This window comes from Streptomyces sp. MMCC 100 (assembly GCF_041538145.2).
In the GTDB taxonomy this organism is placed as follows: domain Bacteria; phylum Actinomycetota; class Actinomycetes; order Streptomycetales; family Streptomycetaceae; genus Streptomyces.
Window position 1 is genome coordinate 372,307 of the sequence record NZ_JBGORK020000001.1, and the last position, 21,615, is coordinate 393,921.

The 21,615-nt window shown below is 71.6% G+C and carries 19 protein-coding genes and 1 pseudogene; 9 read left to right on the top strand and 11 right to left on the bottom strand.

The features are described 5' to 3' along the window. Positions 1-73 precede the first annotated feature (73 nt). Entirely contained in the window at positions 74-3,505 is a 3,432-nt protein-coding gene (locus ABS735_RS01880; RefSeq protein WP_373902826.1) for a S41 family peptidase, read from the bottom strand. A gap of 157 nt (positions 3,506-3,662) precedes the next feature. On the opposite strand from ABS735_RS01880, the gene ABS735_RS01885 reads away from it, so the two are divergent. The 5 genes from ABS735_RS01885 (at position 3,663) to ABS735_RS01905 (ending at position 8,437) form a co-directional block, all read left to right on the top strand. After that, on the top strand, positions 3,663-4,262 hold the full coding sequence (locus ABS735_RS01885; protein ID WP_373902827.1) for a TetR/AcrR family transcriptional regulator: 600 nt from the start codon (positions 3,663-3,665) through the stop codon (positions 4,260-4,262). A gap of 90 nt (positions 4,263-4,352) precedes the next feature. Beyond that, on the top strand, positions 4,353-6,581 hold the full coding sequence (locus ABS735_RS01890) for an MMPL family transporter (protein WP_373902828.1): 2,229 nt from the start codon (positions 4,353-4,355) through the stop codon (positions 6,579-6,581). A 160-nt stretch (positions 6,582-6,741) separates the two neighbouring features. Continuing rightward, positions 6,742-7,254, top strand: coding sequence for a YbaK/EbsC family protein (locus ABS735_RS01895; protein ID WP_373902829.1), 513 nt, complete (start codon positions 6,742-6,744; stop codon positions 7,252-7,254). Next, complete coding sequence (locus tag ABS735_RS01900; protein WP_373902830.1) at positions 7,251-8,096, top strand: EamA family transporter; 846 nt, start codon at positions 7,251-7,253, stop codon at positions 8,094-8,096. Before ABS735_RS01895 ends, ABS735_RS01900 begins: the two co-directional genes overlap by 4 nt. A gap of 65 nt (positions 8,097-8,161) precedes the next feature. Further along, on the top strand, positions 8,162-8,437 hold the full coding sequence (locus tag ABS735_RS01905) for a DUF1876 domain-containing protein (protein ID WP_373902831.1): 276 nt from the start codon (positions 8,162-8,164) through the stop codon (positions 8,435-8,437). Here ABS735_RS01905 and ABS735_RS01910 read toward each other — a convergent pair. The 4 genes from ABS735_RS01910 to ABS735_RS01925 form a co-directional block, all read right to left on the bottom strand. Then, entirely contained in the window at positions 8,417-9,634 is a 1,218-nt protein-coding gene (locus ABS735_RS01910; RefSeq protein ID WP_373902976.1) for a serine hydrolase domain-containing protein, read from the bottom strand. The genes ABS735_RS01905 and ABS735_RS01910 overlap by 21 nt on opposite strands. 88 nt (positions 9,635-9,722) lie before the next feature. Continuing rightward, positions 9,723-10,472 carry an energy-coupling factor ABC transporter ATP-binding protein gene (locus ABS735_RS01915; RefSeq protein ID WP_373902832.1) on the bottom strand — a complete coding sequence of 250 codons (750 nt, stop codon included), beginning with the start codon at positions 10,470-10,472 and terminating at the stop codon, positions 9,723-9,725. 207 nt (positions 10,473-10,679) lie between these two features. Beyond that, on the bottom strand, positions 10,680-11,441 hold the full coding sequence (cbiQ, locus tag ABS735_RS01920; RefSeq protein ID WP_373902833.1) for a cobalt ECF transporter T component CbiQ: 762 nt from the start codon (positions 11,439-11,441) through the stop codon (positions 10,680-10,682). Between the two features lies 1 nt (position 11,442). Then, complete coding sequence (locus ABS735_RS01925; RefSeq protein ID WP_373902834.1) at positions 11,443-12,501, bottom strand: energy-coupling factor ABC transporter permease; 1,059 nt, start codon at positions 12,499-12,501, stop codon at positions 11,443-11,445. A 165-nt stretch (positions 12,502-12,666) separates the two neighbouring features. Between ABS735_RS01925 and ABS735_RS01930 the strand changes: the two genes are divergently transcribed. Beyond that, a complete protein-coding gene (locus ABS735_RS01930; protein ID WP_373902835.1) occupies positions 12,667-13,050 on the top strand; it encodes an SsgA family sporulation/cell division regulator in 384 nt (127 codons plus the stop codon). A gap of 25 nt (positions 13,051-13,075) precedes the next feature. On the opposite strand, the gene ABS735_RS01935 is transcribed toward ABS735_RS01930, so the two are convergent. Both ABS735_RS01935 and ABS735_RS01940 read right to left on the bottom strand, forming a co-directional pair. Beyond that, positions 13,076-14,776, bottom strand: a complete 1,701-nt coding sequence (locus ABS735_RS01935) for a penicillin-binding transpeptidase domain-containing protein (RefSeq protein WP_373902977.1) — start codon at positions 14,774-14,776, stop codon at positions 13,076-13,078. 127 nt (positions 14,777-14,903) lie between these two features. Then, positions 14,904-16,529: a penicillin-binding transpeptidase domain-containing protein gene (locus ABS735_RS01940; RefSeq protein WP_373902836.1), complete on the bottom strand. Its 1,626-nt coding sequence runs from the start codon at positions 16,527-16,529 to the stop codon at positions 14,904-14,906. A 320-nt stretch (positions 16,530-16,849) separates the two neighbouring features. Here ABS735_RS01940 and ABS735_RS01945 point away from each other — a divergent pair, with 320 nt between their 5' ends. Next, positions 16,850-17,032 carry a hypothetical protein gene (locus tag ABS735_RS01945; protein WP_373902837.1) on the top strand — a complete coding sequence of 61 codons (183 nt, stop codon included), beginning with the start codon at positions 16,850-16,852 and terminating at the stop codon, positions 17,030-17,032. After that, the gene (locus tag ABS735_RS01950) at positions 17,029-17,409 is read left to right on the top strand and encodes a PIN domain-containing protein (RefSeq protein WP_373902838.1); all 381 of its coding nucleotides are present in this window, start codon (positions 17,029-17,031) and stop codon (positions 17,407-17,409) included. The genes ABS735_RS01945 and ABS735_RS01950 overlap by 4 nt, the downstream gene beginning before the upstream one ends. 36 nt (positions 17,410-17,445) lie before the next feature. On the opposite strand, the gene ABS735_RS01955 is transcribed toward ABS735_RS01950, so the two are convergent. From ABS735_RS01955 to ABS735_RS01970, 4 genes and pseudogenes are all read right to left on the bottom strand, one after another. Beyond that, positions 17,446-17,691, bottom strand: a complete 246-nt coding sequence (locus tag ABS735_RS01955) for a hypothetical protein (RefSeq protein WP_476755821.1) — start codon at positions 17,689-17,691, stop codon at positions 17,446-17,448. 221 nt (positions 17,692-17,912) lie between these two features. Next, positions 17,913-18,005: pseudogene (locus ABS735_RS01960) on the bottom strand (DUF6624 domain-containing protein); the annotation flags it as partial. A gap of 98 nt (positions 18,006-18,103) precedes the next feature. Next, positions 18,104-18,634 carry an SHOCT domain-containing protein gene (locus ABS735_RS01965; protein WP_373902839.1) on the bottom strand — a complete coding sequence of 177 codons (531 nt, stop codon included), beginning with the start codon at positions 18,632-18,634 and terminating at the stop codon, positions 18,104-18,106. 198 nt (positions 18,635-18,832) lie between these two features. Continuing rightward, positions 18,833-20,578 (bottom strand): dolichyl-phosphate-mannose--protein mannosyltransferase, encoded by a 1,746-nt coding sequence (locus tag ABS735_RS01970; protein ID WP_373902840.1) that lies wholly within the window; start codon positions 20,576-20,578, stop codon positions 18,833-18,835. 96 nt (positions 20,579-20,674) lie between these two features. On the opposite strand from ABS735_RS01970, the gene rsmI reads away from it, so the two are divergent. Beyond that, positions 20,675-21,595: a 16S rRNA (cytidine(1402)-2'-O)-methyltransferase gene (gene rsmI / locus ABS735_RS01975; protein ID WP_373902841.1), complete on the top strand. Its 921-nt coding sequence runs from the start codon at positions 20,675-20,677 to the stop codon at positions 21,593-21,595. Positions 21,596-21,615 lie beyond the last annotated feature (20 nt).

Here is a 21,615-nt window from a genome sequence, read left to right on the forward strand (position 1 = left end):
CGCGCCGCCGCTGAAGTGAGAGGGCGCCCCCCGTCGTACGGGTGGGCGCCCTTTCCCGTGGCCCCGGGGTCGCCTACTCCCGCGGCGGCAGCGGCGGACGCGACCGGTCCGGTACGGCGTCGTAACCGGGCGGCGTGGCGGGCGGGTTGGTCTCCAGCAGCTCCAGCGCGAGGCGGACCGCCTCGTCCAGCACCGTGTAGCGGCCCTCGGCCCAGTCCAGGGGGGTGCGCAGCGCCTCGACGTCGGGAGCGACGCCGTAGTTCTCCACGGACCAGCCGTAGGCGTCGAACCAGGCCGCGTTCATCGGCACCGTGATCACCGAGCCGTCGCCGAGGCGGTGCCGTCCGGTCATGCCGACCACGCCGCCCCAGGTGCGCTGCCCGACCACCGGGCCGAGCCGCAGCAGCTTGAACGCGGCCGTGATCATGTCGCCGTCGGAGGACGTCGCCTCGTCGGCGACCGCGACGACCGGACCGCGCGGGGCGTTGGAGGTGTACGACTCGGGCTGGGCGTCGCGCGTGAGGTCCCAGCCCAGGATGGTCCGGGTCAGTTTCTCGATGACCAGCTCGCTGATGTGGCCGCCCGCGTTGCCGCGCACGTCCACGATGAGCGCGGGCCGGGACACCTCCATGCGCAGGTCGCGGTTGAACTGCGCCCAGCCGGATCCGCCCATGTCGGGGATGTGCAGGTAGCCGCACCGTCCGCCGCTCAACTCCCGCACCACTTCGCGCCGTTTGGCCACCCAGTCCTGGTAGCGCAGGGGGCGTTCGTCGACGAGCGGTACGACGGCGACCCGGCGGGAGGGGCCCGGACCGCCCTCGGCGGGCGCGAAGGTCAGCTCCACCGTCGTACCCCCCGCGCCCGCCAGCAGCGGGGACGGACCGAGGACCGGGTCGACCGGGCGGCCGTCGACGTGGGTCAGTACGGCCCCGTCGCGGATGCCCGTGCCGGCCAGCGGGGAGCGTGCCCTGGAGTCGGAGGAGTCGCCCGGCAGGATGCGCCTGGCCACCCACCGCCCGTCCCGGCAGACGAAGTTGGCGCCGAGCAGGCCCTGCCAGCGCTGGTAGTGCGCCGGGCCCTCGTTGCGCCGGGCGGCGACGACGTAGGCGTGCGAGGTGCCGAGCTCGCCGAGCACCTCGCGCAGCAGGTCGGCGAACTCGTCGGGGGACGCGACCCGTTCGAGCAGCGGGCGGTACTGGTCCAGGACCGCGTCCCAGTCGATGCCGCTCATGCCCGGGTCCCAGAAGTAGGCGCGGATCAGGCGGCCCGCCTCGTCGTACGCCTGGCGCCACTCGGCGGCCGGGTCGACCTCGTGCAGGATGCGGCGCAGATCGATCCAGGTGGTCGAGTCGCCGTCGCCCGCCTCGGTCGCCGGTACGGCGCGCAGGTCGCCCTCGTCGAGCACGACCAGGCGGCTGCCGTCGCCGCTGACCCGGAACCAGTCGAGGTGGTCGACCAGTTCCGACTTCTTCGCCTTGGCCAGGTTGAAGTGCTCCAGCGTGGGCCTCTCGCTCGGGTCGGCGGGGTTGGCGAAGGTCTCGCCGAGCGCGCCCGAGATCGGCCAGCGCAGCCAGACCAGGCCGCCGCCCGCGACCGGGTACAGCGCCGAGTACTTGGACGCGGTGACCGGGAACGGCGTCACCCGGTTCTCCAGCCCCTCGACCTCGACGGTCACCGCGCCGCCCTCGCCGGGCTCGTCCTCCAGGGGGTCCAGGCCGCCGGCCGCGGGGCGGCCCTCGGGGTTGAGGGCGAAGGGGGAGGGCGTCGCTGAGGACAGCGGCACCAGGTAGGGGCGGCAGCCCAGCGGGAAGGACAGGTCGCCGGTGTGCACGTCGTACACCGGGTCGAAGCCGCGCCAGGACAGGAACGCCAGGTAGCGGCCGTCCCGGGTGAACACCGGGTTCTCGTCCTCGAAGCGGCCGTTGGTGACGTCGACGATCAGGGTGCCCTCGGGACCGTCGATCCGGGCCATCTTGATCTGCCGCAGGGTGCGTCCGATGCCCGGGTGCGACCAGGTGAGCCAGGTCCCGTCGGGGGAGAAGGCGAGGTCGCGCACGGGGCCGTTGACGGAGCGGATCAGCTCGGTGACGGCGCCTGTGCCCTGGGCGGTTCCGGGGGTGCCGGTGTCGCCCGGCGTGACGCTCTCGCCGGCGGCCGGTTCCGGGCCGGTGTCGTCGTCCGGGACGCGCGAGTCGGGAGCGTCGGCCGGGGTGCCCGTGTCAGCGGTGCCGGCGTCCACCGCCTCCAGCGCCAGCGCCACCTCCGTGTCCGCCTCCGCGACGTCGAGGATCAGCAGCCGCCCGTCGTGCGAGGCGACGGCGAGCCGCTCGCCCGCCGGGTCCGAGACCAGCTCCAGGACCCGGCCGAGGCGTCCGGAGGCCAGCCGCCGGGCCGCGCGGCCGCCGGTCGCCCGGGGCAGGTAGGAGATCTCTACGGCGTCCTCGCCCTCCGCGTCCGTCACGTACGCGATCCGCCCGCTCTCCCCGAGCATCTCCGGCAGCCGCACCCGTACCCCCGGGGTGTCGGCGATGGTGCGCGCCGGGCCGTCGCGGTGGGTGAGCCAGTACAGGCTGCCGCGTACGACGACGGCGCTCGCCCGGCCCGTCTCGTCGACGGAGACGCCGCCCACGTGCTGGGCGGCGGGCACCTGGTACGTACGCCGTCCCGCGCGCGGACCGCTCAGCCGCACGTCGAGCCTGCGCGGCTCCGAGCCGGGCGCGAGGTCGTCCACGAGCCACAGGTCGCCCGCGCACTGGTACACCACCCGGGTGCCGTCGCTGGAGGCGTTGCGGGCGTAGAACGCGTCGTGGTCGGTGTGGCGGCGCAGGCCGGTGCCGTCGGGGGCGCACGAGTAGAGGTTGCCGACGCCTTCGTGGTCGGAAAGGAAGGCGATCCGGCCGCCGACGAACATGGGGGCGGCCAGGTGCCCGCCGAGGTCGGGCAGCAGCCGCTCGCCGTGCAGCCAGAGCCGGCCCGTGGCGCCGCCCCGGTAGCGCTTCCAGGCGGCGGGCTCGTGCGGCGGGGTGCCGGTCAGCAGAAGCGTCTTGCGTTCGCCGTCGAGGTCGGCGGCCTGGATGTCGGTGACCGGCCCCCAGGGCAGCTTGCGGCCGGGGTCGCCGTCGGGGGTGACCTTGTAGGCCCAGGTGAGGTGCGAGAAGGGCTCGCCGTGCGAGGCGACGGCGAGGACGGCGGTGGTGCCGTCTGGATCGGGGGGCGACCAGCCGCACACCCGGGTGTCGAAGCCGCCCCAGTGGGTGAGCTGCCGTCCGGGGCCGCCGTCCACCGGCACGAGGTGGACCTCCGGCACGAGACTGCGCCAGCTGGTGTACGCGATGTGCCGGCCGTCGGGGGAGAAGCGCGGGTGTCCGGCCTTGGTGCGGTCGACGGTGAGCCGCCAGGCCCGGCCCGGGCCGTCGAGGGACGCGAGCCAGAGGTCGTCCTCGGCCACGAAACACAGCTGGTCGCCACTGAGGTGCGGAAGGCGCAGATAACTCACCCACCCCATGCTTTTCCGGGTGCGGGGTACCGGCAACTTATGCGTTGCCGACAACCGTGACCCAGAACACGAACGAAACCGTTTCGTTTCGCTAGAGGGTCGGGTACATTCGTCATGTACGAAACGGTGTCGTTCCTGCCGAGTGGAACGGAGAGGAGTGAGCGAGATGACGGAGACCGCCACCGCGCGCCGCAGTCGGATCACTCCCGAGCGCGAGGCCGAGCTGTACGAGGCCGTGCTCGACCTGCTCCGGGAAGTCGGCTACGACGCTCTGACCATGGACGCCGTGGCCGCCCGCACCCGGTCCAGCAAGGCGACGCTCTACCGCCAGTGGGGCGGCAAGCCGGAGCTGGTCGTCAAGGCCATCCGGCACAACAAGCCCGGCGAGATCGGCGACGTCGACACCGGGTCGCTCCGCGGCGACCTGCACGCCCTGATGGCGCGTGAGGACGACTGCACCATGGAACAGAACTCCGCGCTGATGCGGGGCGTCGCCATGGCGCTGCACCAGAACCCGGACCTTCGCCATGCGTTCCGGGAACAGCTCATCGAACCGGAGATGGTCGAATTCCAGCGTGTGCTGCAACGCGCCGTCGACCGCGGTGAGATCAGAGCGGACTGTCCGGCGCTGGACTTCCTCGTGCACATGATGGTCGGCGGATTCGCCACCCGCACACTGCTGGACGACCAGCCGCCGACCCAGGCGTTCCTCACCTCCTACATCGACGCCGTGATCCTCCCCGCCCTCGGCGTCCCGTCCCACTGACATCCACGCCCCACCTGACGTAACCGCTCACGTCGTCGGGCTGATCACCCCTGCCCTGAAGACCCACGACCTGACCGGGAGTACGCCCCCGTGGCCACGTTCCTCTACAAACTCGGACGGCTCGCCTTCCGCCGACGACACTTCGTCGCCCTGATCTGGGTGGCCCTGCTGACGCTCGCCGGCGTCGGCGCGGCCAGCGCCCCACCCGCCGGCAACTCCTCCTTCTCCATCCCCGGAACCGAGGCCCAGAAGGCCTTCGACCTGCTGGAACAGCGCTTCCCCGGCCAGAGCGCCGACGGGGCGACCGCACGCGTCGTCTTCAAGGCACCGTCCGGCGAGAAGATGACGGACGCCGGCAACAAGGCGACCGTCCAGAAGACCGTCGACGACCTCGCGGACGGCTCCGAGGTCGCCTCGGTCGCCGATCCCTACCAGGGCAACGCCGTCAGCAAGGACGGCACCATCGCCTACGCCTCGGTGAAGTACGACGTCTCCGGCATGGAGCTGGAGGAGTCCACCAAGGACGCCCTGGAGGACGCCGCCCAGCAGGCGCGCGACGCCGGGCTGACCGTCGAGGTCGGCGGTGACGCGCTCCAGGCCGTCCCGGAGACCGGCGCCACCGAGGTCATCGGCATCGCGGTCGCCGCCGTCGTCCTCGTCATCACCTTCGGCTCGCTGGTCTCGGCCGGGCTGCCCCTGCTCACCGCCCTGATCGGTGTGGGCATCGGCGTCTCCTCGATCACCGCGCTGGCCAGCGCGCTCGAACTGGGCTCGACCACCTCGATCCTGGCCATGATGATCGGCCTCGCGGTCGGCATCGACTACGCCCTGTTCATCGTCTCCCGCTACCGCGCCGAACTCGCCGAGGGGCGTGAGCGCGAGGAGGCCGCCGGCCGGGCGGTCGGCACCGCGGGCTCGGCGGTCGTCTTCGCCGGCCTCACGGTCGTCATCGCCCTGGTGGGCCTCGCGGTCGTCAACATCCCGATGCTCACCAAGATGGGCATCGCGGCCGCCGGCACCGTCGCCATCGCCGTCCTGATCGCCCTGACGATGATCCCCGCGCTGCTCGGCTACGCCGGCCGCAGGGTCAAGCCGGCCGGCGCGAAGAGCAAGCTCCTCGGTGGCGGCCGCAAGGGCGCCGAGAAGACCGAGGGGCGGCCGAAGGCCAACCTGGGCACCCGCTGGGCGAGCTTCGTCGTCCGCCGCCCGCTCGCCGTCCTCCTCCTGGGCGTCATCGGCCTCGGCGCCGCCGCGGTCCCCGCGACCTCCCTGGAGCTGGGCCTGCCCGACGACGGCTCCCAGCCGACGTCCACGACCCAGCGCCGCGCGTACGACCTGCTCTCGGAGGGCTTCGGCGCCGGGTTCAACGGCCCCCTGATGGTCGTCGTGGACGGGAAGGGCAGCGACGCGCCGAAGGACGCCTTCACCGACGTCGAGACGCAGATCAAGGGACTCGACGGCGTCGTGGCGGTGACCCCGCCCGCCCCCAACAAGGGCGGCGACACCGCGACGATCACCGTGATCCCGGACTCCAAGCCGTCCTCCGTGCAGACCGAGGACCTGGTGCACGCCATCCGTGACGCGGGCGGCGACGTCGAGGCGAAGACCGGCGCGCAGACCCTGGTCACCGGCTCGACGGCGATGAACATCGACGTCAGCGAGAAGCTCAACGACGCGCTGGTGCCGTACCTGGTCCTGGTCGTCGGCCTGGCCTTCCTCCTCCTCATCGTGGTCTTCCGCTCGATCCTGGTCCCGCTCAAGGCGGCCCTCGGCTTCCTGCTCTCCGTCATGGCGGCCCTCGGCGCGGTCGTCGCGGTCTTCCAGTGGGGCTGGCTGTCCGGCCTGATGGGCGTCGAGGAGACCGGCCCGGTCATGTCGATGATGCCGATCTTCATGGTCGGCGTGGTCTTCGGCCTGGCCATGGACTACGAGGTCTTCCTGGTCACCCGTATGCGGGAGGCCTTCGTCCACGGCGAGAAGCCGAACCAGGCGGTCGTCACCGGCTTCAAGCACGGCGCCCGGGTCGTCACGGCCGCAGCCGTGATCATGATGGCGGTCTTCTCCGGCTTCATCGGCTCCAGCGAGTCCATGGTCAAGATGATCGGCTTCGGCCTCGCGATCGCCGTCTTCTTCGACGCGTTCGTCGTCCGCATGGCCATCGTCCCGGCCGTCCTCGCCCTGCTCGGCAAGAAGGCCTGGTGGCTGCCGAAGTGGCTGGACCGCGCACTGCCCAACGTGGACGTCGAGGGCGAGGGCCTGCGCACGGCCGACGAGCGGGGCTCCGGCCCCGACGAGGACCGGGAGCTGGTGCGGGCCTGACCTGACCGTCGCCTCCGACGGGAGGCGACACAGACCAGCCGGTGAGGGCTTCCGTGGGGACGGGGCTGCCCTCACCGGCTTCCCCCTGTTCAGGGGGCTGCTTCAGGGGGCTCCGCAACCGGGTCGCCTGTGCGCTGCACGTACCGCTACGGTGCCCACCATGACGACGACCGACGACGCCTCCGAGTCCTCCGCCGCCCACCCCCGCTTCGCCGCCGCCCTGCGCGAACTCGGCCTCGGGGACCTGGCCGGACGGGCCCGGCGCTTCCCGGAGGCCACCCGCACCGCCACCGAGGCCGCCGCCGCGATCGGGTGCGAGCTGAGCCAGATCTGCAAGTCGCTCATCTTCGCCGCGGACGGTGTGCCCGTCCTGGTCCTCATGGACGGCGCCTCCCGCGTCGACCTGGACCGGGTCCGCGAGGAACTCGGCGCGGAGAAGGTCACGCGGGCCAAGGCCGACGTCGTACGGGAGACGACCGGGTACGCGATCGGCGGGGTGCCGCCCTTCGGGCACCGGAGCAGGACCCGGGTCCTCGCAGACCGGTCCCTGCTCGCCCACGATGTCGTCTGGGCCGCCGCCGGCACCCCGTACGCCGTCTTCCCGATGGAGCCCAAGGAACTCGTCGCCACCGCCGGCGCCACCCTCGTGGACGTGCGCGAGCGCTCCGAGTGACCCCACTGGTCACCGCCGCCGTCCTGCTCGCGGCGGTCACCCACGCCGGCTGGAACGCCATCGCCCACCGGATCACCGACAAGCTGACCGGGTTCGCGCTGATCTCCGGCGGCGGGATGCTCATCGGGCTCGCGCTGCTGCCGTTCACCGCGTTCCCGGCCGCCGGGGCGTGGCCCTGCCTCCTGGTCTCCGCCGCCGTCCACATCGCCTACTACGCCCTGCTGATGCGGTCCTTCCGGCTGGGCGACTTCGGCCAGGCCTACCCGATCGCCCGCGGCAGCGCGCCGCTGCTGGTCACCGTCCTCGCCGCCGTCTTCGCCCACGAGGTGCCGGACGGCTGGGCGACCGCGGGCATCCTGGTCTCCTGCGCGGGGCTGACCGGCGTCGCCCTGTGGGGGCTGCGCGGACGCCGGCCCGACTGGGCGGCCATCGGCGCCGCCCTGGCGACCGGCGTGACCATCGCGGCGTACACGGTCGTCGACGGCCTCGGCGTACGCGCCTCCGGGTCCTCCCTCGGCTACATCGCCTGGCTGATGACGGTGCAGGGGACGGTCCTGCCCGCGTACTTCCTGTACCGCCACCGCGCCGGTGCCCCGGCGCTGCTGCGGCCGCACGCCGGTCTCGGACTGCTCGGCGCGGCCCTGTCCGTCGCCGCCTACGCCCTGGTCCTGTGGGCCCAGACCCGCGCCGAACTCGCGCCCATCGCCGCCCTGCGCGAGTCGTCCATCCTGGTCGGCGCCGCGATAGGAGCCGTCTTCTTCAAGGAGCGGTTCGGCGCGCCCCGGATCGCGGCGGCGGGCCTCCTGGTCGTCGGGATCGGGCTGATGCTGCACACCGGATAGCCGGAGTAGTGCGCACCGACGTGGGGAGGCGCACCCTGGAAGGAGATGTTCCGGAGGTGATCGTCATGATGCACACCACAGTGGGATGGCATGTCGAGATGGAGTTCATGGAGGACGACCAGCACACGCGGGCGGTCGCGATGGTGCGGCTCCCCGACGGCACCGAGGTCCGCGCGCACGGCCACGCCAGCCGCCACCGGGTCGACTCCCAGCAGCCACGGGTCGGTGAGGAGGTCGCGGGGGCACGCGCGTTGAACGAGCTGGCGATGCAGCTGCTCACCAAGGCGCACGAAGAGATCGACGCGGCGTCGGGACGGACCTCACACCCGATCCACGTCTGAGCCGGTCCCGGCCCCGTCCGACAGCGACGCGCGGACCGCCCGTACCAGCGCCTGGGCCCGCGGGTCCGCCGTCACGCTCTTGCGGAAGCCGTTGGTGACGTAGCCCAGGGCGATGCCGGCCTCCGGATCGGCGAAGCCCAGGGAGCCGCCGCGCCCCGGGTGACCGAAGGAGCCGGGGGACAGGAACGGGGACGCGCTGCCGTGCAGCATGTAGCCGAGGCCGAAGCGGGTGCCCACGACCAGGATCCGGTCGGGACCGGCGGACTCCTCGGCGCGGGCCAGCTCCATGGTCGCCGGGTCGAACAGCCGCAGGCCGCGCGTCACGCCGTCGACCTCGCCGATCAGCGCCGCGTAGAAGCGGGCCAGCCCGTCGGCCGTCGCGATGCCGTTGGCGGCCGGGAGGGCGGCGGCGCGGTACACCGGGTCGTTCTGGTCGGGGAACGGCGTGATCGCGGCGAAGGCGCGGCGGGTGAGGGAGTCGGAGTTGCCGTATGCCTCGGTGACCGCGCGCTTGGGGCGCAGCCGCGGGCCGTTCCCCGACGGTTCGGGCTCGTCGAGGCGCCCGACGCGGCCGGCCCGGCCCGCCGCCTCCTCGGCAGCGGGCAGCCCCACCCACAGGTCCAGGCCCAGCGGGCGGGCGATCTCGTCCGCGATCCACTGTCCGGCGCCCCGCCCGCCCGTCACCCGGCGGACCAGCTCGTCGAGCAGCCAGCCGTACGTCAGCGCGTGGTAGCCGTGGTCGGTGCCCGGCTCCCAGACGGGCGCCTGGGCGGCGACGGCCGCGGGGCCCCGCAGTGGGTCGAGGGCCTCCTCGGGGGTGAGCGGACGGTCCAGGACCGGCAGCCCGGCCCGGTGGTTCAGCACGTGCCGGACCAGCACCCGCTCCTTGCCGTGCGCCTTGAACTCGGGCCAGTACTCGCCCACCGGCGTGTCCAGGTCCAGCTCCCCGCGCCGGTGCAGCAGCAGCGGTACGGCGGCGGCGACGCCCTTGGTCGCCGAGCGGACCACCTGGGCGGTGCCCCGGCGCCACGGTTCGGTGCCGTCGACATCCCTGGTGCCGCCCCACAGGTCGACGACCTTGCGCCCGTCCCGGTAGACGGCGACGGCCGCGCCCCGCTCGCCGAGCGCGGTGAAGTTCCGTGCGAACGCCTCCCTCACCGGCTCGAAGCCCTCGGCCACCGTGCCGTGCACGTCCACGTCCGCGTCCACTTCGCTGTGTTCCTTCCGCTCGCCCGTGACAGTGGGTGCAACCGCCACCGACCCGCCGCGATTCCTCAGCCGCGCGTCAGCCGCTCGCCGGCACCGACCGCGGGTCGAAGCCGAAGGGGAGCTCCAGGCGGTGGGCGCGCATCAACTCGTCGTCCGACAGCAGCTCCGCCGTCGGGCCGTCGGCCGCGATCACGCCGTCGCTGAGGATCAGGGCACGGGGGCACAGCTCCAGGGCGTAGGGCAGGTCGTGGGTGACCATCAGGACCGTGACGTCCAGGGAGCGCAGGATGTCGGCGAGTTCCCGGCGGGAGGCCGGGTCGAGGTTGGAGGAGGGCTCGTCCAGGACCAGGATCTCCGGCTCCATGGCGAGCACGGTCGCCACCGCCACCCGGCGCCGCTGGCCGAAGGAGAGGTGGTGCGGGGGCCGGTCCTTGAACTCCGCCATGCCGACCAGCGTGAGCGCCCGGTCCACGCAGGCCTCCAGCTCCGCCCCCTTCACCCCGGCCGCCGCCGGTCCGAACGCCACGTCCTCGCGCACGGTCGGCATGAACAGCTGGTCGTCGGGGTCCTGGAAGACGATGCCGACCCGGCGCCTGATCTCGGCCATGTTCCGCTTGCCGACCGGCAGCCCGGCGACCGTGACCGTGCCGGTGCCCCCGGTCAGGATGCCGTTGAGGTGGAGGACGAGGGTCGTCTTGCCCGCGCCGTTCGGCCCGAGCAGTGCGACCCGCTCGCCGCGCCCGACGGAGAAGTCCACGCCGAACAGGGCCTGGTGCCCGTCGGGGTAGGCGAAGGCGAGGCCGGAGACCTCAAGGGAGGGTGTCATCGGAAAACGCCCACTTCCCGGCTTGCGGATGAGTATCGTTGCCAACGGCTGGTGCATGCGAGAGCCAAGCTTGCACCACCTCTGTGTCACTGCTGTCAACCGGGCTGGTTTCAACCCGGCTGGTGTTGATCGCGTCAGACTCGGTCGTCCGTTGGGCAATCGAGCAGCGTGAGCCAGGAATCCCCCTTGCAACCCAAGGGGGAGGATTCAAAGGGTCCATCCCAGCAAACACACGACGAGAGCCGCCCCCGGGAGCAGTGAAGCGTACGACCACTGTGCCCGGGACGCGGTCACCTCGTCGATCACCGGCATCGAACCGGCGTACCCGCGGCTGACCATGGCCAGGTGGACGCGTTCGCCGCGCTCGTAGGAGCGGATGAACAGCGCCCCCGCCGACTTGGCGAGCACCCCCCAGTGCCGTACGCCCTTCGCCTCGAAGCCGCGCGACTCCCGGGCGATCCGCATCCGCCGCATCTCGTCCGCGATCACGTCCCCGTACCGGATCATGAACGACGCGATCTGCACCAGCAGCGGAGGCAGCCTCAGCCGCTGGAGACCGAGGAGGAGCTCCCGCAGCTCGGTCGTGGAGGCGAGGAGCACGGAGGCGGCGACGCCCAGGGTGCCCTTGGCCAGGACGTTCCAGGCGCCCCACAGGCCGTTGACGCTCAGGGACAGGCCGAGCACGTCGACCCGCTCGCCCTCCGCCACGAACGGCATGAGCACCGCGAACGCGACGAACGGCACCTCGATCAGCAGCCGCTTGAGCAGGAAGGACGCCGGGATGCGGGCCGCGTACGCCACCGCCGCGAGCAGCAGCGCGTACAGGCCGAAGGCCCACATCGCCTCGCGCGGCGTCGACACCACGACGACCACGAAGGCGAAGGCCGCGGCGAGCTTGGTGTGCGGCGGCAGACCGTGCACGGGGGAGTGGCTGTGCCGGTAGAGCCGGTGCGCGTGTCCCGCCCCCACCTCAGACGGTCGTTTCCGTGTTGCTCGGGGAGGCGTCGTCGCTGCGCCGCCTGCGCACCGTCCAGAACACGGCGCTGCCCGCGACGACGGTGACGCCGACGCCGATCACCCCGGCGAGGCCGCCGGAGAGCCGGGCGTCGGTGATGTCCTTGACGCCGTAGTCGGCGAGCGGCGAGTCGGCGTTCGCGTGCTCCTTCGCCTTCTCGTCGATGCCCTTGTCGGAGGCGACCTTCTCCAGGCCGTCGGGGTTGGCGGAGGCGTAGAAGCTGACGAAGCCGGCGAGGACCAGCGAGGCGACGAGGCCGGTGATCCACACCTTGCGGTGCGAGCGGGCCGCGACGGGCGCGGGGGCCGGTGCGGCGCCGGAGGGGGCGTCGACCAGTTCGCCGTTCACCCGCAGCTTGAGCCGCTGCTGGAGTCCGCGCGCCCCGTACACCAGGTCGGGGCGTACGGCGATGACGGCGCCGACGGTCAGGGCGGTGATCACGGCCTCGCCGATGCCGATCAGCACGTGCACGCCGATCATCGCGGTGGCGACCTTGCCGATGGCGACGTCGGTGGTGCCGCCGATCCAGTACAGGAGCGTGAAGGCGAGGGCGGCGGCCGGGACGGAGACGAGCGCGGCGACGAAGGAGGCGACGGTGACCGAGCGGCGGGTGCGCGGCAGCACCTTCACCAGGCCCCGGAAGAGGGCGTAGGCGACGACCGTGGTGACGATCGCCATGTCGGTGATGTTCACGCCGAGCGCGGTCAGGCCGCCGTCGGCGAAGAGGATGCCCTGCATGAGCAGGACCACGGAGACACAGAGCACGCCGGTGCAGGGGCCGACGAGGATGGCGGCGAGGGCGCCGCCGAGCAGATGCCCGCTGGTCCCGGCCGCGACCGGGAAGTTCAGCATCTGCACCGCGAAGATGAACGCCGCGACCAGCCCGGCCAGCGGCGCCGTCCGCTCGTCCAGCTCACGGCGCGCGCCGCGCAGGCTGACCGCGATGGCGCCCGCGGCGACGACTCCGGTCACGGCGGAGGTCGGGGCGTTGATGAATCCGTCAGGTACATGCACGGTTCGATGATAGAGACCAGTTGCAAGTCGTTCGCAAGAGCGAGGTAAAGGCTGATCTCGCATGTGATATACGGCTCACAGGGCGTGATCCGGGAAATATGGGACATTGGAGTGGGGGTGGACGCACAGCTTCAACACAGGTGGCAGAGCGTAAGGGGCGACCCCATGTCCGTAGTCGAACAGTACGCACGAGCCCACATCCTGACGGACGCGGACCTCCCCGACCAGGACGACGGCGGTGCGATACCCGTCGTACTGCGCTACGACCCCGAGCTCGATCCCTCGATGGTGTGCGTCGCCCTGCCCGGGAGGGGCGGCCGTGCGTCCCGCTCCCGCGAGTGGACCTTCTCCCGCGCGCTGCTGGAACAGGGCCTGCGCGCGCCCGCCGGGAGCGGCGAGGTACGGGTGTGGCCGTGCGGGCGGGTGCAGGCCGTGGTCGAGTTCCACTCCCCGCAGGGCTGCTCGGTGGTCCAGTTCGAGAACAAGGCGCTGATCCGCTTCCTGCGCCGCACCTACCGGGCGGCCGCCGCGGAGCCGGTGGCGCACTGACCCGCGCGACGGCGGACGGCGGGTGTCAGCCGCCCGCCTTGAGCAGCGCCGCGACGATCGGCCCCGCGGTGTCGCCGCCGTGCCCGCCCTGCTGGACCACGCCGGCCGCGGCCAGATCGTCCCGGTACGCCGTGAACCATCCGTTGGGCTTCTCCTGCCCGTCGACCTCCGCGGAGCCGGTCTTCGCGCCGACGTCACCGCTCACCCCGGCCATGGCCTCCGCCGCGGTGCCGTACGCCGCCGTGTACGACATCAGCTCGCGCAGCGCGCCGAGCGTGCTGCCCGACATCGTGCGGGAGGCCGTGGCGAGCGCCCGCCCGTCGACCGACGGGGCGACCAGGTACGGCTGGTGGAAGCTGCCCGACTTCACGGTCGCCGACACCGACGCCATGTTCAGCGGGTTCATCCGCACGCCGCCCTGACCGATGAGGGAGGCCGCCATCTGGGCCTTGCTCTGCACCGGCACCCTGCCGTCGAAGGTGGACACGCCGACCGACCAGTTGTTCATGGACAGGCCGAAGACCTCCTTGGCCTGCCTCGTCAGGTCGTCGTCCTTCAACTCCGGGGCCTGGCTGATGAAGGCAGTGTTGCAGGAGCGGGCGAAGCTCGCCTTGAAGGTGCCGTCCTTGATCTCGAACTTGTCGTCGTTCTGGAACTTCCAGCCGCCGTAGCTGAAGTACTTCGGGCACGGGTGCTTCTCGTTCACGGACGCCAGGTCCTTCTCGAGCAGCATCGACGCCGTGACGACCTTCATGGTGGAGCCGGGGGCGAGCGAGCCCAGGAAGGCGGTGTTGAAGCCGTGCCCGCCGTTGGCGACCGCGAGGACCTCGCCGGTGGAGGCGCGCAGCAGCACCACCGACGCCCCCTTCTTGCCGTCCACCTGCTTCTCGGCGGCCGCCTGGAGGGCGGGGTCGAGCGTCGTCTTCAGCGTGCCGGGGGTGCCCTTGCTCAGCTCCAGCAGGGTCTTGTCGGCGAGGTCACCGGCCCCGGACTCCTTCGAGCCCTTACCGTCCCCGGCCCCCTCGCCGCGCACCACGCGCAACTCGATGCCGGGGGTACCGCCGGCCTTCTTGCCGTACTTGTCGCGCAGGCCGTCCAGGACGGTGCCGAGGGACGGGTACTTCGCGGCGGTGATCTCCGCGCCCTCCCGGTCCAGCGCCTTGACCGGCGGATCACCGGCCTTCCCGGTGACCAGCTTGTCGCCGTCCCGCAGCTCCGGGTGCACAATGGCGGCCTGCCAGTCGACGCGGGGTTCGCCGTCGCCGTCCCGGCGTACGACGGTCAGCGCGCTGTCGTACGCCAGCGGTTCGGTCGCCTTCTCGTAGGCGACGGTGGCCTTCACGGCGAACGGGACCTTCTCCCCGGCCGGGGTGCCCGCGGTGAAGGTGGCGTCCTTGATGCGGGCGTCCTTGGTGTACCCGGTGAGCAGCGCCTTCGCGGCCTCGGCGTCGTCGGTCGCGGCGGCCGCGCCGGCCACGTCGCCCTTCTGCCAGGCGGTCAGGAACCGCTGGGCCGTCGAGGTGACCTCGGCCTCCGTCAGCGGACCCGACTTCACCTTCTCCGCGGCCGCCGCGGACTTGGTCCGCGCGCCGTCCTCGCCGTCCGCCCCGCCGCCGTACATCGCGTAGGCACCGAACCCGGCGCCGGCCACGACCACCGCGGCCACGCTGCCGATCACGGCGGGTTTCGTCCTGCGCCGCTCGGCGGCGGCCCTTCTGCTGCCCACGGTGTCCCGTTCCTCGGTGCCTGCGATGATGATGCCTACGGTGTCTTCAGTGACGCGCGCGCCCTCGGTGCCGGTTCCTTCCGGCAACGGCGACCACGGTAAGGGCAGTCACGGCCACCGGTCCGTGTCAGCCGCCGGCTCGTAGCACGTCTGCGACGATCGGCCCGGCCGCGTCGCCGCCGTGGCCGCCCTCCTCGGTCATGGCCGCCGCCGCGATGTCGTTGCGGAAGCCGGTGAACCAGGCGTTCGAGACCGTCTGCCCGTCGACCTCGGCCGACCCGGTCTTGGCGCCGATGTCGCCGCGGAGCCCGGACATGGCGGTCACGGCGGTGCCCTGGGTGGCGGTGAGCCGCATCATCTGCCTGAGCTGGGATGCGGTGTTCTGCGGCAGCCCCTTGGCGGTGGCCGGCTTCCGGTCGTCCAGGTCGAACGGCACCAGGTAGGGCTGGTGGAACTCGCCGGTGATGGCGGTCGCGGTGACCGAGGCCATGTTCAGCGGGTTCATCTGGACCTGGCCCTGCCCGATGGCGTTGGCCGCGCGGTCCGGGCCGCCGGAGGCGGGGACGCTGCCGTCGAAGGAGACGATGCCCGTCTGCCAGTTGTTCTGCCCGAGCCCGAAGCGCTCCTCGGCCTCCTGCGTCAGGGAGGAGTCGGTGAGCGGCTTCTCGTCGACGAGCTTGATGAAGCCGGTGTTGCAGGAGCGCATGAAGGTGTTGGCGAGGGTGGCGCTCTCGTCGGGCGTCATGGTGGTGATGTTGTGGAAGGTCTGACTCTGCCAGGTCGCGGTCTCGGGGCAGGGTGCCGGGCCGTTCATCTCGGTCACGCCGTTGTCGATGAGCATGGCCGCGGTGATGATCTTCATGGTGGAGCCGGGGGCGACCTTGCCCTGGAACGCGGCGTTGAAGCCGTCCTGGCGGTTGTTCGCCACGGCCAGCACCTCTCCGGTGCTCGGCTTCACGGCGACCACGGAGGACTCGCCGTAGCGCTTCACCGCCTTCTCGGCCGCCGCCTGCACGCTCGCGCTGAGCGTGGTCCGGAGCTTGCCGGGCTCGCCCTCGGTCAGCGTCAGCAGCGGGGTGTCCGGCGCTTGCGTGGTCGTGTGCCGGACCGTCAGTTCGACGCCGGGGGTGCCGCCGGCCTTGTCGCCGTACTTCTCCCGGAGCTTGGCGAGGACCGGCCCGAGCGAGGGGTACTTCTCCTTCGTCAGCACGGCACCGTCCCGCCCGACGGCCTCGATCTGCGGCGTCGCCGACTCCTCGGTGACCAGGGTGTCCCCGTCCTTCAGGTCGGGATGCACGACCGACGGCTCCCAGTCCACCAGCGCCCGCCCACTGGTCTCCCCGCGCACCACGGTCAACTGGCTCTTGTAGCTGAGCGGCTTGGTGGTCCCCTCGTACGACACCTTCGCCTTCACCGTGAACGGCACGGAGGTGCCGGCCGCCGTGCCCGGCGTGATCTCGACGCCGGTGATGTGCGCGTCCTCGCCGTAGGCGGTCAACAGCGTCCCGGCGACCGAGGCGTTGTTCGTGTACGCCGCGGCGGCCGTCGCGTCGCCCTTCTCCCAGGCCGCGAAGAACTTCTCCGTCGTCTCCCCGACCTCGTCCGCACTCGGCGGCCCGCTCCTGGGCTCCGACGCCGTGGCCCCCGAGCCCCCGTCCAGCGCCGACACCACGTTGTAGGCGCCGTACCCGGCACCGCCCACCATCACGGCCAACACCCCGCCTATGACGGCGACCTTTACCCCCCTGCCCATGGCAGTCCCCTCCCCGTCAGGTCTTCCGCCCGCCTTCTTGAACGCGTTCAGAAGTAGTTGTAGGTGCACTCTAGGTGCAGGGGGTGACCAGCGGTACGGCTGTTTCCGTTTGGTGGCCTAAAGGAGACCGGGGGAGTCGCCGGGGTCGGATGGATTTGAGTCCACGACGTATACGTGTACGTGTGCGTACACATGAGGATAGGGTGGGGAGCGTGGACACACCCCTACACACAGGAAGGCGGCCGAGCATGTCAGACGCCACCATCCGTGCACGGTCCGAGACTCGCGACCGGCTTGCCTCCGTTGCCGAAGCAGAAGGGATGAGCCTGCGTGCCTGGCTCGACCAGCTCGCGGAGACGGTCAGGACTCCGGCCGAGCGGGCCGAGGAAGCCGAACGTACGCGGCAGATCCTTCAGGAGTGGACCGGATACGACCCTGCCGTACCCGATGCCGAGGCGGACGCGATCCTCGCTCGCCGTATCACGGAGGCCACAACCGCGTGAACGACCTGCACATCGTGTTGGACACCGGTGCGCTGGTCTCCCTGCGAGGCAATCCGTTGGTGTCCCGCTTGGTCTACCAGGCCACCAGCAGTCCCGGGACCCGCCTGTACGCGGCGGCGTGCGCGCTGGTGGAGGCGGACCGGACATATCCGGGGCTGGCTGAGCACGTCGCGCAGCTCCCGGCAGTCGACATCCTCCCCCTGGACCTGAGCGCCGTGCTGAGCCTGTCGGGCATGGACGGGTGGGGCCTCCCGCACACGCAGCATGTCGCCCAGCCGTCGGAGGAACGCCCGCACGGCGCTGTTGTGGCGACCGTCAGCCCCGCGGACTGGAAAGGGCGCCCGGTGCGGTTGCTGTCCCTCGCCTCGGACGAGTGATCGGCTGGGCAGCCGCTCCTCATCCCCGCTCGGCGGTCACTGGCTCATCATCCGGGTCGCCTGAATTTCTGCGACGGCTGCGGCGACAGAGACGCTGAAGGTGGGGTCCTGGCGGGCGATCAACCGACCACGGAACTCCTCCACGAGGCGGACGGCGCCGGACAGGTCGGCGGGATCGGCATGGTCGATCTCACGGGCCAAGTCCGCCTCGAAGTCATCGGCATCGCCAGGGAAGCCGTAACCCCTGTTGAGGGCAGCGCGCAGCTCGCCGATGGCCCACACGAGGGGAAGCTGGGGCTGACCGGAATGTGCCGGGTCCGAGGTCATGACAGAGGCACGGCACAGACCGTCTGGGCACTCGCCTTCGCCCCATTGCTCGCCATCCCTGTGCTGATGACCGCGGTGACCTGGTCGTACACAAAGCGGCACCGGTAGGTGACGCCGTGGGTGCGACGGCGGAGCGGAAGCCGGCCGGGTGTAGGCGCCCTACGCGGCCGTGGGCGTCAGGTCGTCGCGAACTTGGCGACGTGGGCTGCGAAGGGCTCGATGCCGACCTCTGCGCGGAGTTCGTCCATGCGCTCGGGCTCTTGGCAGGGACAGTGGGCTTGCTGAGCCCGCGGACACCTGCGAACCCCGAACCAGCCGGCGACGCCATTGCAGCGGCTGACCGCTTCGCAACCATCACGGCGATGCGTCACATGCGGGCGAGGATCTCTGCCTTCTTGGTCACGAACTCTTCCTCCGAGAGGATCCCCGCATCTCGCAGTTCCGCCAGCTGCCGCAACTGCTCGACAGGCGTACTCCCCTGCAACGAGGGGGCCACCGCCTGAACAGGATGAGCGGCGGCGGAAGGGGCCTGGCCAGTGGCAGGAACCTTCCCGAGCACCAAGTCGGTGAGTAGCGCCTTGATACCGGGAGCCGAGTCATGCGGGACTCGGAAACCGATCGTGTTGCCCGAAGCCACCACGACCACCTTGGTGTAGAGCAGGCCGTCCCGCTTGGTCACCACGCTGGAGATGCTCTTGACCGGAATCATTTCGCTGCCCGCCTTGGAGCTGCGGACCCCCGTGGCCAGGAGCGATGCGCCACCGGTCAGCAAGCCTGCCGTGAGCTTCTTGGCGCTCATGCCGCCCCGGGCCCACTCGACCCGGTCGTGATAGATGGCCACGTCGGCGTTCTTGCCTTCGATGTGGCTCTTGAAGGTCATCAGCGCATCGCTGGACATGAAAGTGCTCCTGGGTTCAGTACGGCGTAGTACATGCCGTGTACAACTAGACATGCACCAGTAGGTGAAGGTTGTACGAAGTCGGCGGTGAGATTCCCGGCCGCTCCGAAGCCCACTCCCGCCTTCGTCCGGGCCGTCACCGACAATCGCCGTCGGGGGAGCGGCGCCACCCCGCTCCCCCACAGGGCGTCTGCCCAGCTAAACCCACGTGTCCAGCCACATCCGCGATCTCCACTCCTCCATCGGGATCGCCGTGCCCGTGTACAGGGGCCAGAAGTAGATGAAGTTCCACGCGATGAGCAGCACCAGGACGCCCGCTCCCGTCGCGCCCGCCACGCGGCGGGTGTCCGTGCAGCCCGGGCGGCCGATGATCGCCCCCAGGAGCATCGCCACCGCCAGGCACAGGAACGGGACGAAGACGACGGCGTAGAAGAGGAAGATCGTGCGCTCCTGGTACAGGAACCAGGGGAGGTAGCCGGCCGCCACACCGCAGGCGATGGCGCCGGCGCGCCAGTCGCGGCGGAAGAGCCAGCGCCACAGGACGTACAGCAGGGCGAAGCAGCCCACCCACCAGAGGAGGGGGGTGCCCAGGGCCAGGACCTCGCGGGCGCACTTCTCGCCCGTGTCGACCGGGCAGCCGTCCGAGCCCGCCGACGGGGACTCGTAGAAGTAGGAGACCGGGCGGCCCAGGACGATCCAGCTCCACGGGTTCGACTGGTACGTGTGCGGCGAGGTGAGGTGGGTGTGGAATTCGAGGACCTGGGTCTCGTAGTGCCACAGGCTGCGCCACCAGTCGGGGAAGAGCCACGACCAGGAACTGTTCGCGCCGTCCTTCGACGCCCAGTCACGGTAGTAGCCGCCGCTGCCGTCGGAGGGGGAGAGGATCCAGCCGAGCCAGGAGAGGAGGTACGTGGCCAGCGCCACCGGGACCGTGGAGAGGAAGGCCCAGCCCAGGTCGTGCCGCAGCACCGCGCGGTAGGGGTGGTGGGCGCCCGCCACGCGGCGGGAGCCGACGTCCCACAGGACGGCCATCACGCAGAAGGCCGCCATGATGTACAGGCCGTTCCACTTGGTGGCCGCCGCCAGGCCCAGCATCAGGCCCGCCGTCAGGCGCCAGGGGCGCCATCCGAGGCGGAGGGTCTCCGCGATGTGCGCGTCCGGGCGGACGCGGCCGTCCTCGTCCACCGGGAGCGCGGCGGCGAGTCGGGCGCGCGCTCTGTCGCGGTCGACGACCAGGCAGCCGAAGGCGGCCAGCACGAAGAACATCAGCACGCTGTCCAGCAGCGCGGTGCGGCTCATCACGAAGTGCAGGCCGTCCAGCGCCATCAGGGCGCCCGCCAGGCACCCCAGGAACGTGGAGCGGAACAGGCGGCGGCCGATCCGGCACAGCAGCAGCACCGAGAGCGTCCCGAGCAGCGCCGTCATGAAGCGCCAGCCGAACGGGTCGAACCCGAACAGCAGTTCGCCGAGGCCGATGACGTACTTGCCGACCGGCGGGTGGACGACGTACGCCGCGTCGGTCGGGATCGGGACGTCGCCGCCCGAGTTCAGGATCAGGTCGTTGGCGTTCTTGTCCCAGTTGACCTCGAAACCGTGGTGGATCAGCGCCCACGCGTCCTTGGCGTAGTACGTCTCGTCGAATATCACCGCCTTCGGGCTGCCCAGGTTCCAGAACCGCAGCGCCCCCGCGAGCAGCGCCACCAGCAGCGGCCCGCCCCACGCCGACCAGCGCACGATCTTGCCGGTGAGCGGCTTCGACAGGCCCAGGAAGGCCCACAGGCGCGGACTCGGGCTCGTGTACGGCGGCACCAGCCGGTCGCGGACGTCGTCGGCCGCGGGCCCCGCCGTGTAGCCGAAGCGGCGCAGCCGCTGCTGCCAGGTGGGCCACTCGTCGTGCGGGGCCTGGCCCTGCCGGGTGTCCGTGGAGGACGCGGTACTGGTCACCGCGCCATCGTAGGGAACCGCGCTGTGCGCGTCCCGCGCATGGGCCTCCTGGGTGCGGATACGTTCCCCTTCCGGGAGGACTGGGAGGATGGGGGAGTGACTGGAACCCTTGTACTCGCGGGCACCCCCATCGGCGACGTCCAGGACGCCCCGCCCCGGCTCGCCGCGGAACTGGCCGGCGCGGACGTCGTCGCCGCCGAGGACACCCGGCGGCTGCGCCGGCTGACCCAGGCGCTCGGCGTCGCACCCGCGGGGCGTGTCGTGTCGTACTTCGAGGGCAACGAGTCCGCCCGTACGCCCGAGCTCGTGGAGGAGCTGGTCGGCGGAGCGCGGGTGCTGCTGGTCACCGATGCCGGGATGCCGTCGGTGTCCGACCCCGGGTACCGGCTGGTCGCCGCCGCCGTCGAGCGCGGCGTCCGCGTCACCGCCGTTCCCGGCCCGTCCGCCGTGCTGACCGCGCTCGCCCTGTCGGGGCTGCCCGTCGACCGGTTCTGCTTCGAGGGCTTCCTGCCCCGCAAGGCCGGCGAGCGGCTGACCCGGCTGCGCGAGGTCGCCGAGGAGCGCCGGACCCTCGTCTACTTCGAGGCCCCGCACCGCCTCGACGACACCCTCGCCGCCATGGCCGAGGTCTTCGGCACCGACCGGCGGGCCGCCGTCTGCCGGGAGCTGACCAAGACGTACGAGGAGGTCAAGCGGGGCGGACTGGGTGAGCTGGCAGCGTGGGCCGCCGAAGGGGTGCGGGGTGAGATCACCGTCGTCGTCGAGGGGGCGCCGGACAAGGGGGCCGAGGAGGTCGACGCCGGGGAACTGGTGCGCCGGGTGCGGGTGCGCGAGGAGGCGGGGGAGCGGCGCAAGGAGGCCATCGCCGCGGTGGCGGCCCAGGTGGGCGTGCCCAAGCGGGAGGTGTTCGACGCGGTGGTGGCGGCGAAGAACGCGGAGAAGAACCCAGAGACGAACGCAGAGACGAACGCGGAGACGAACGCAGAGACGAACGCGGAGAAGAACGCGGGGATCTGAAGGGCTCGGCTTGACCCGGA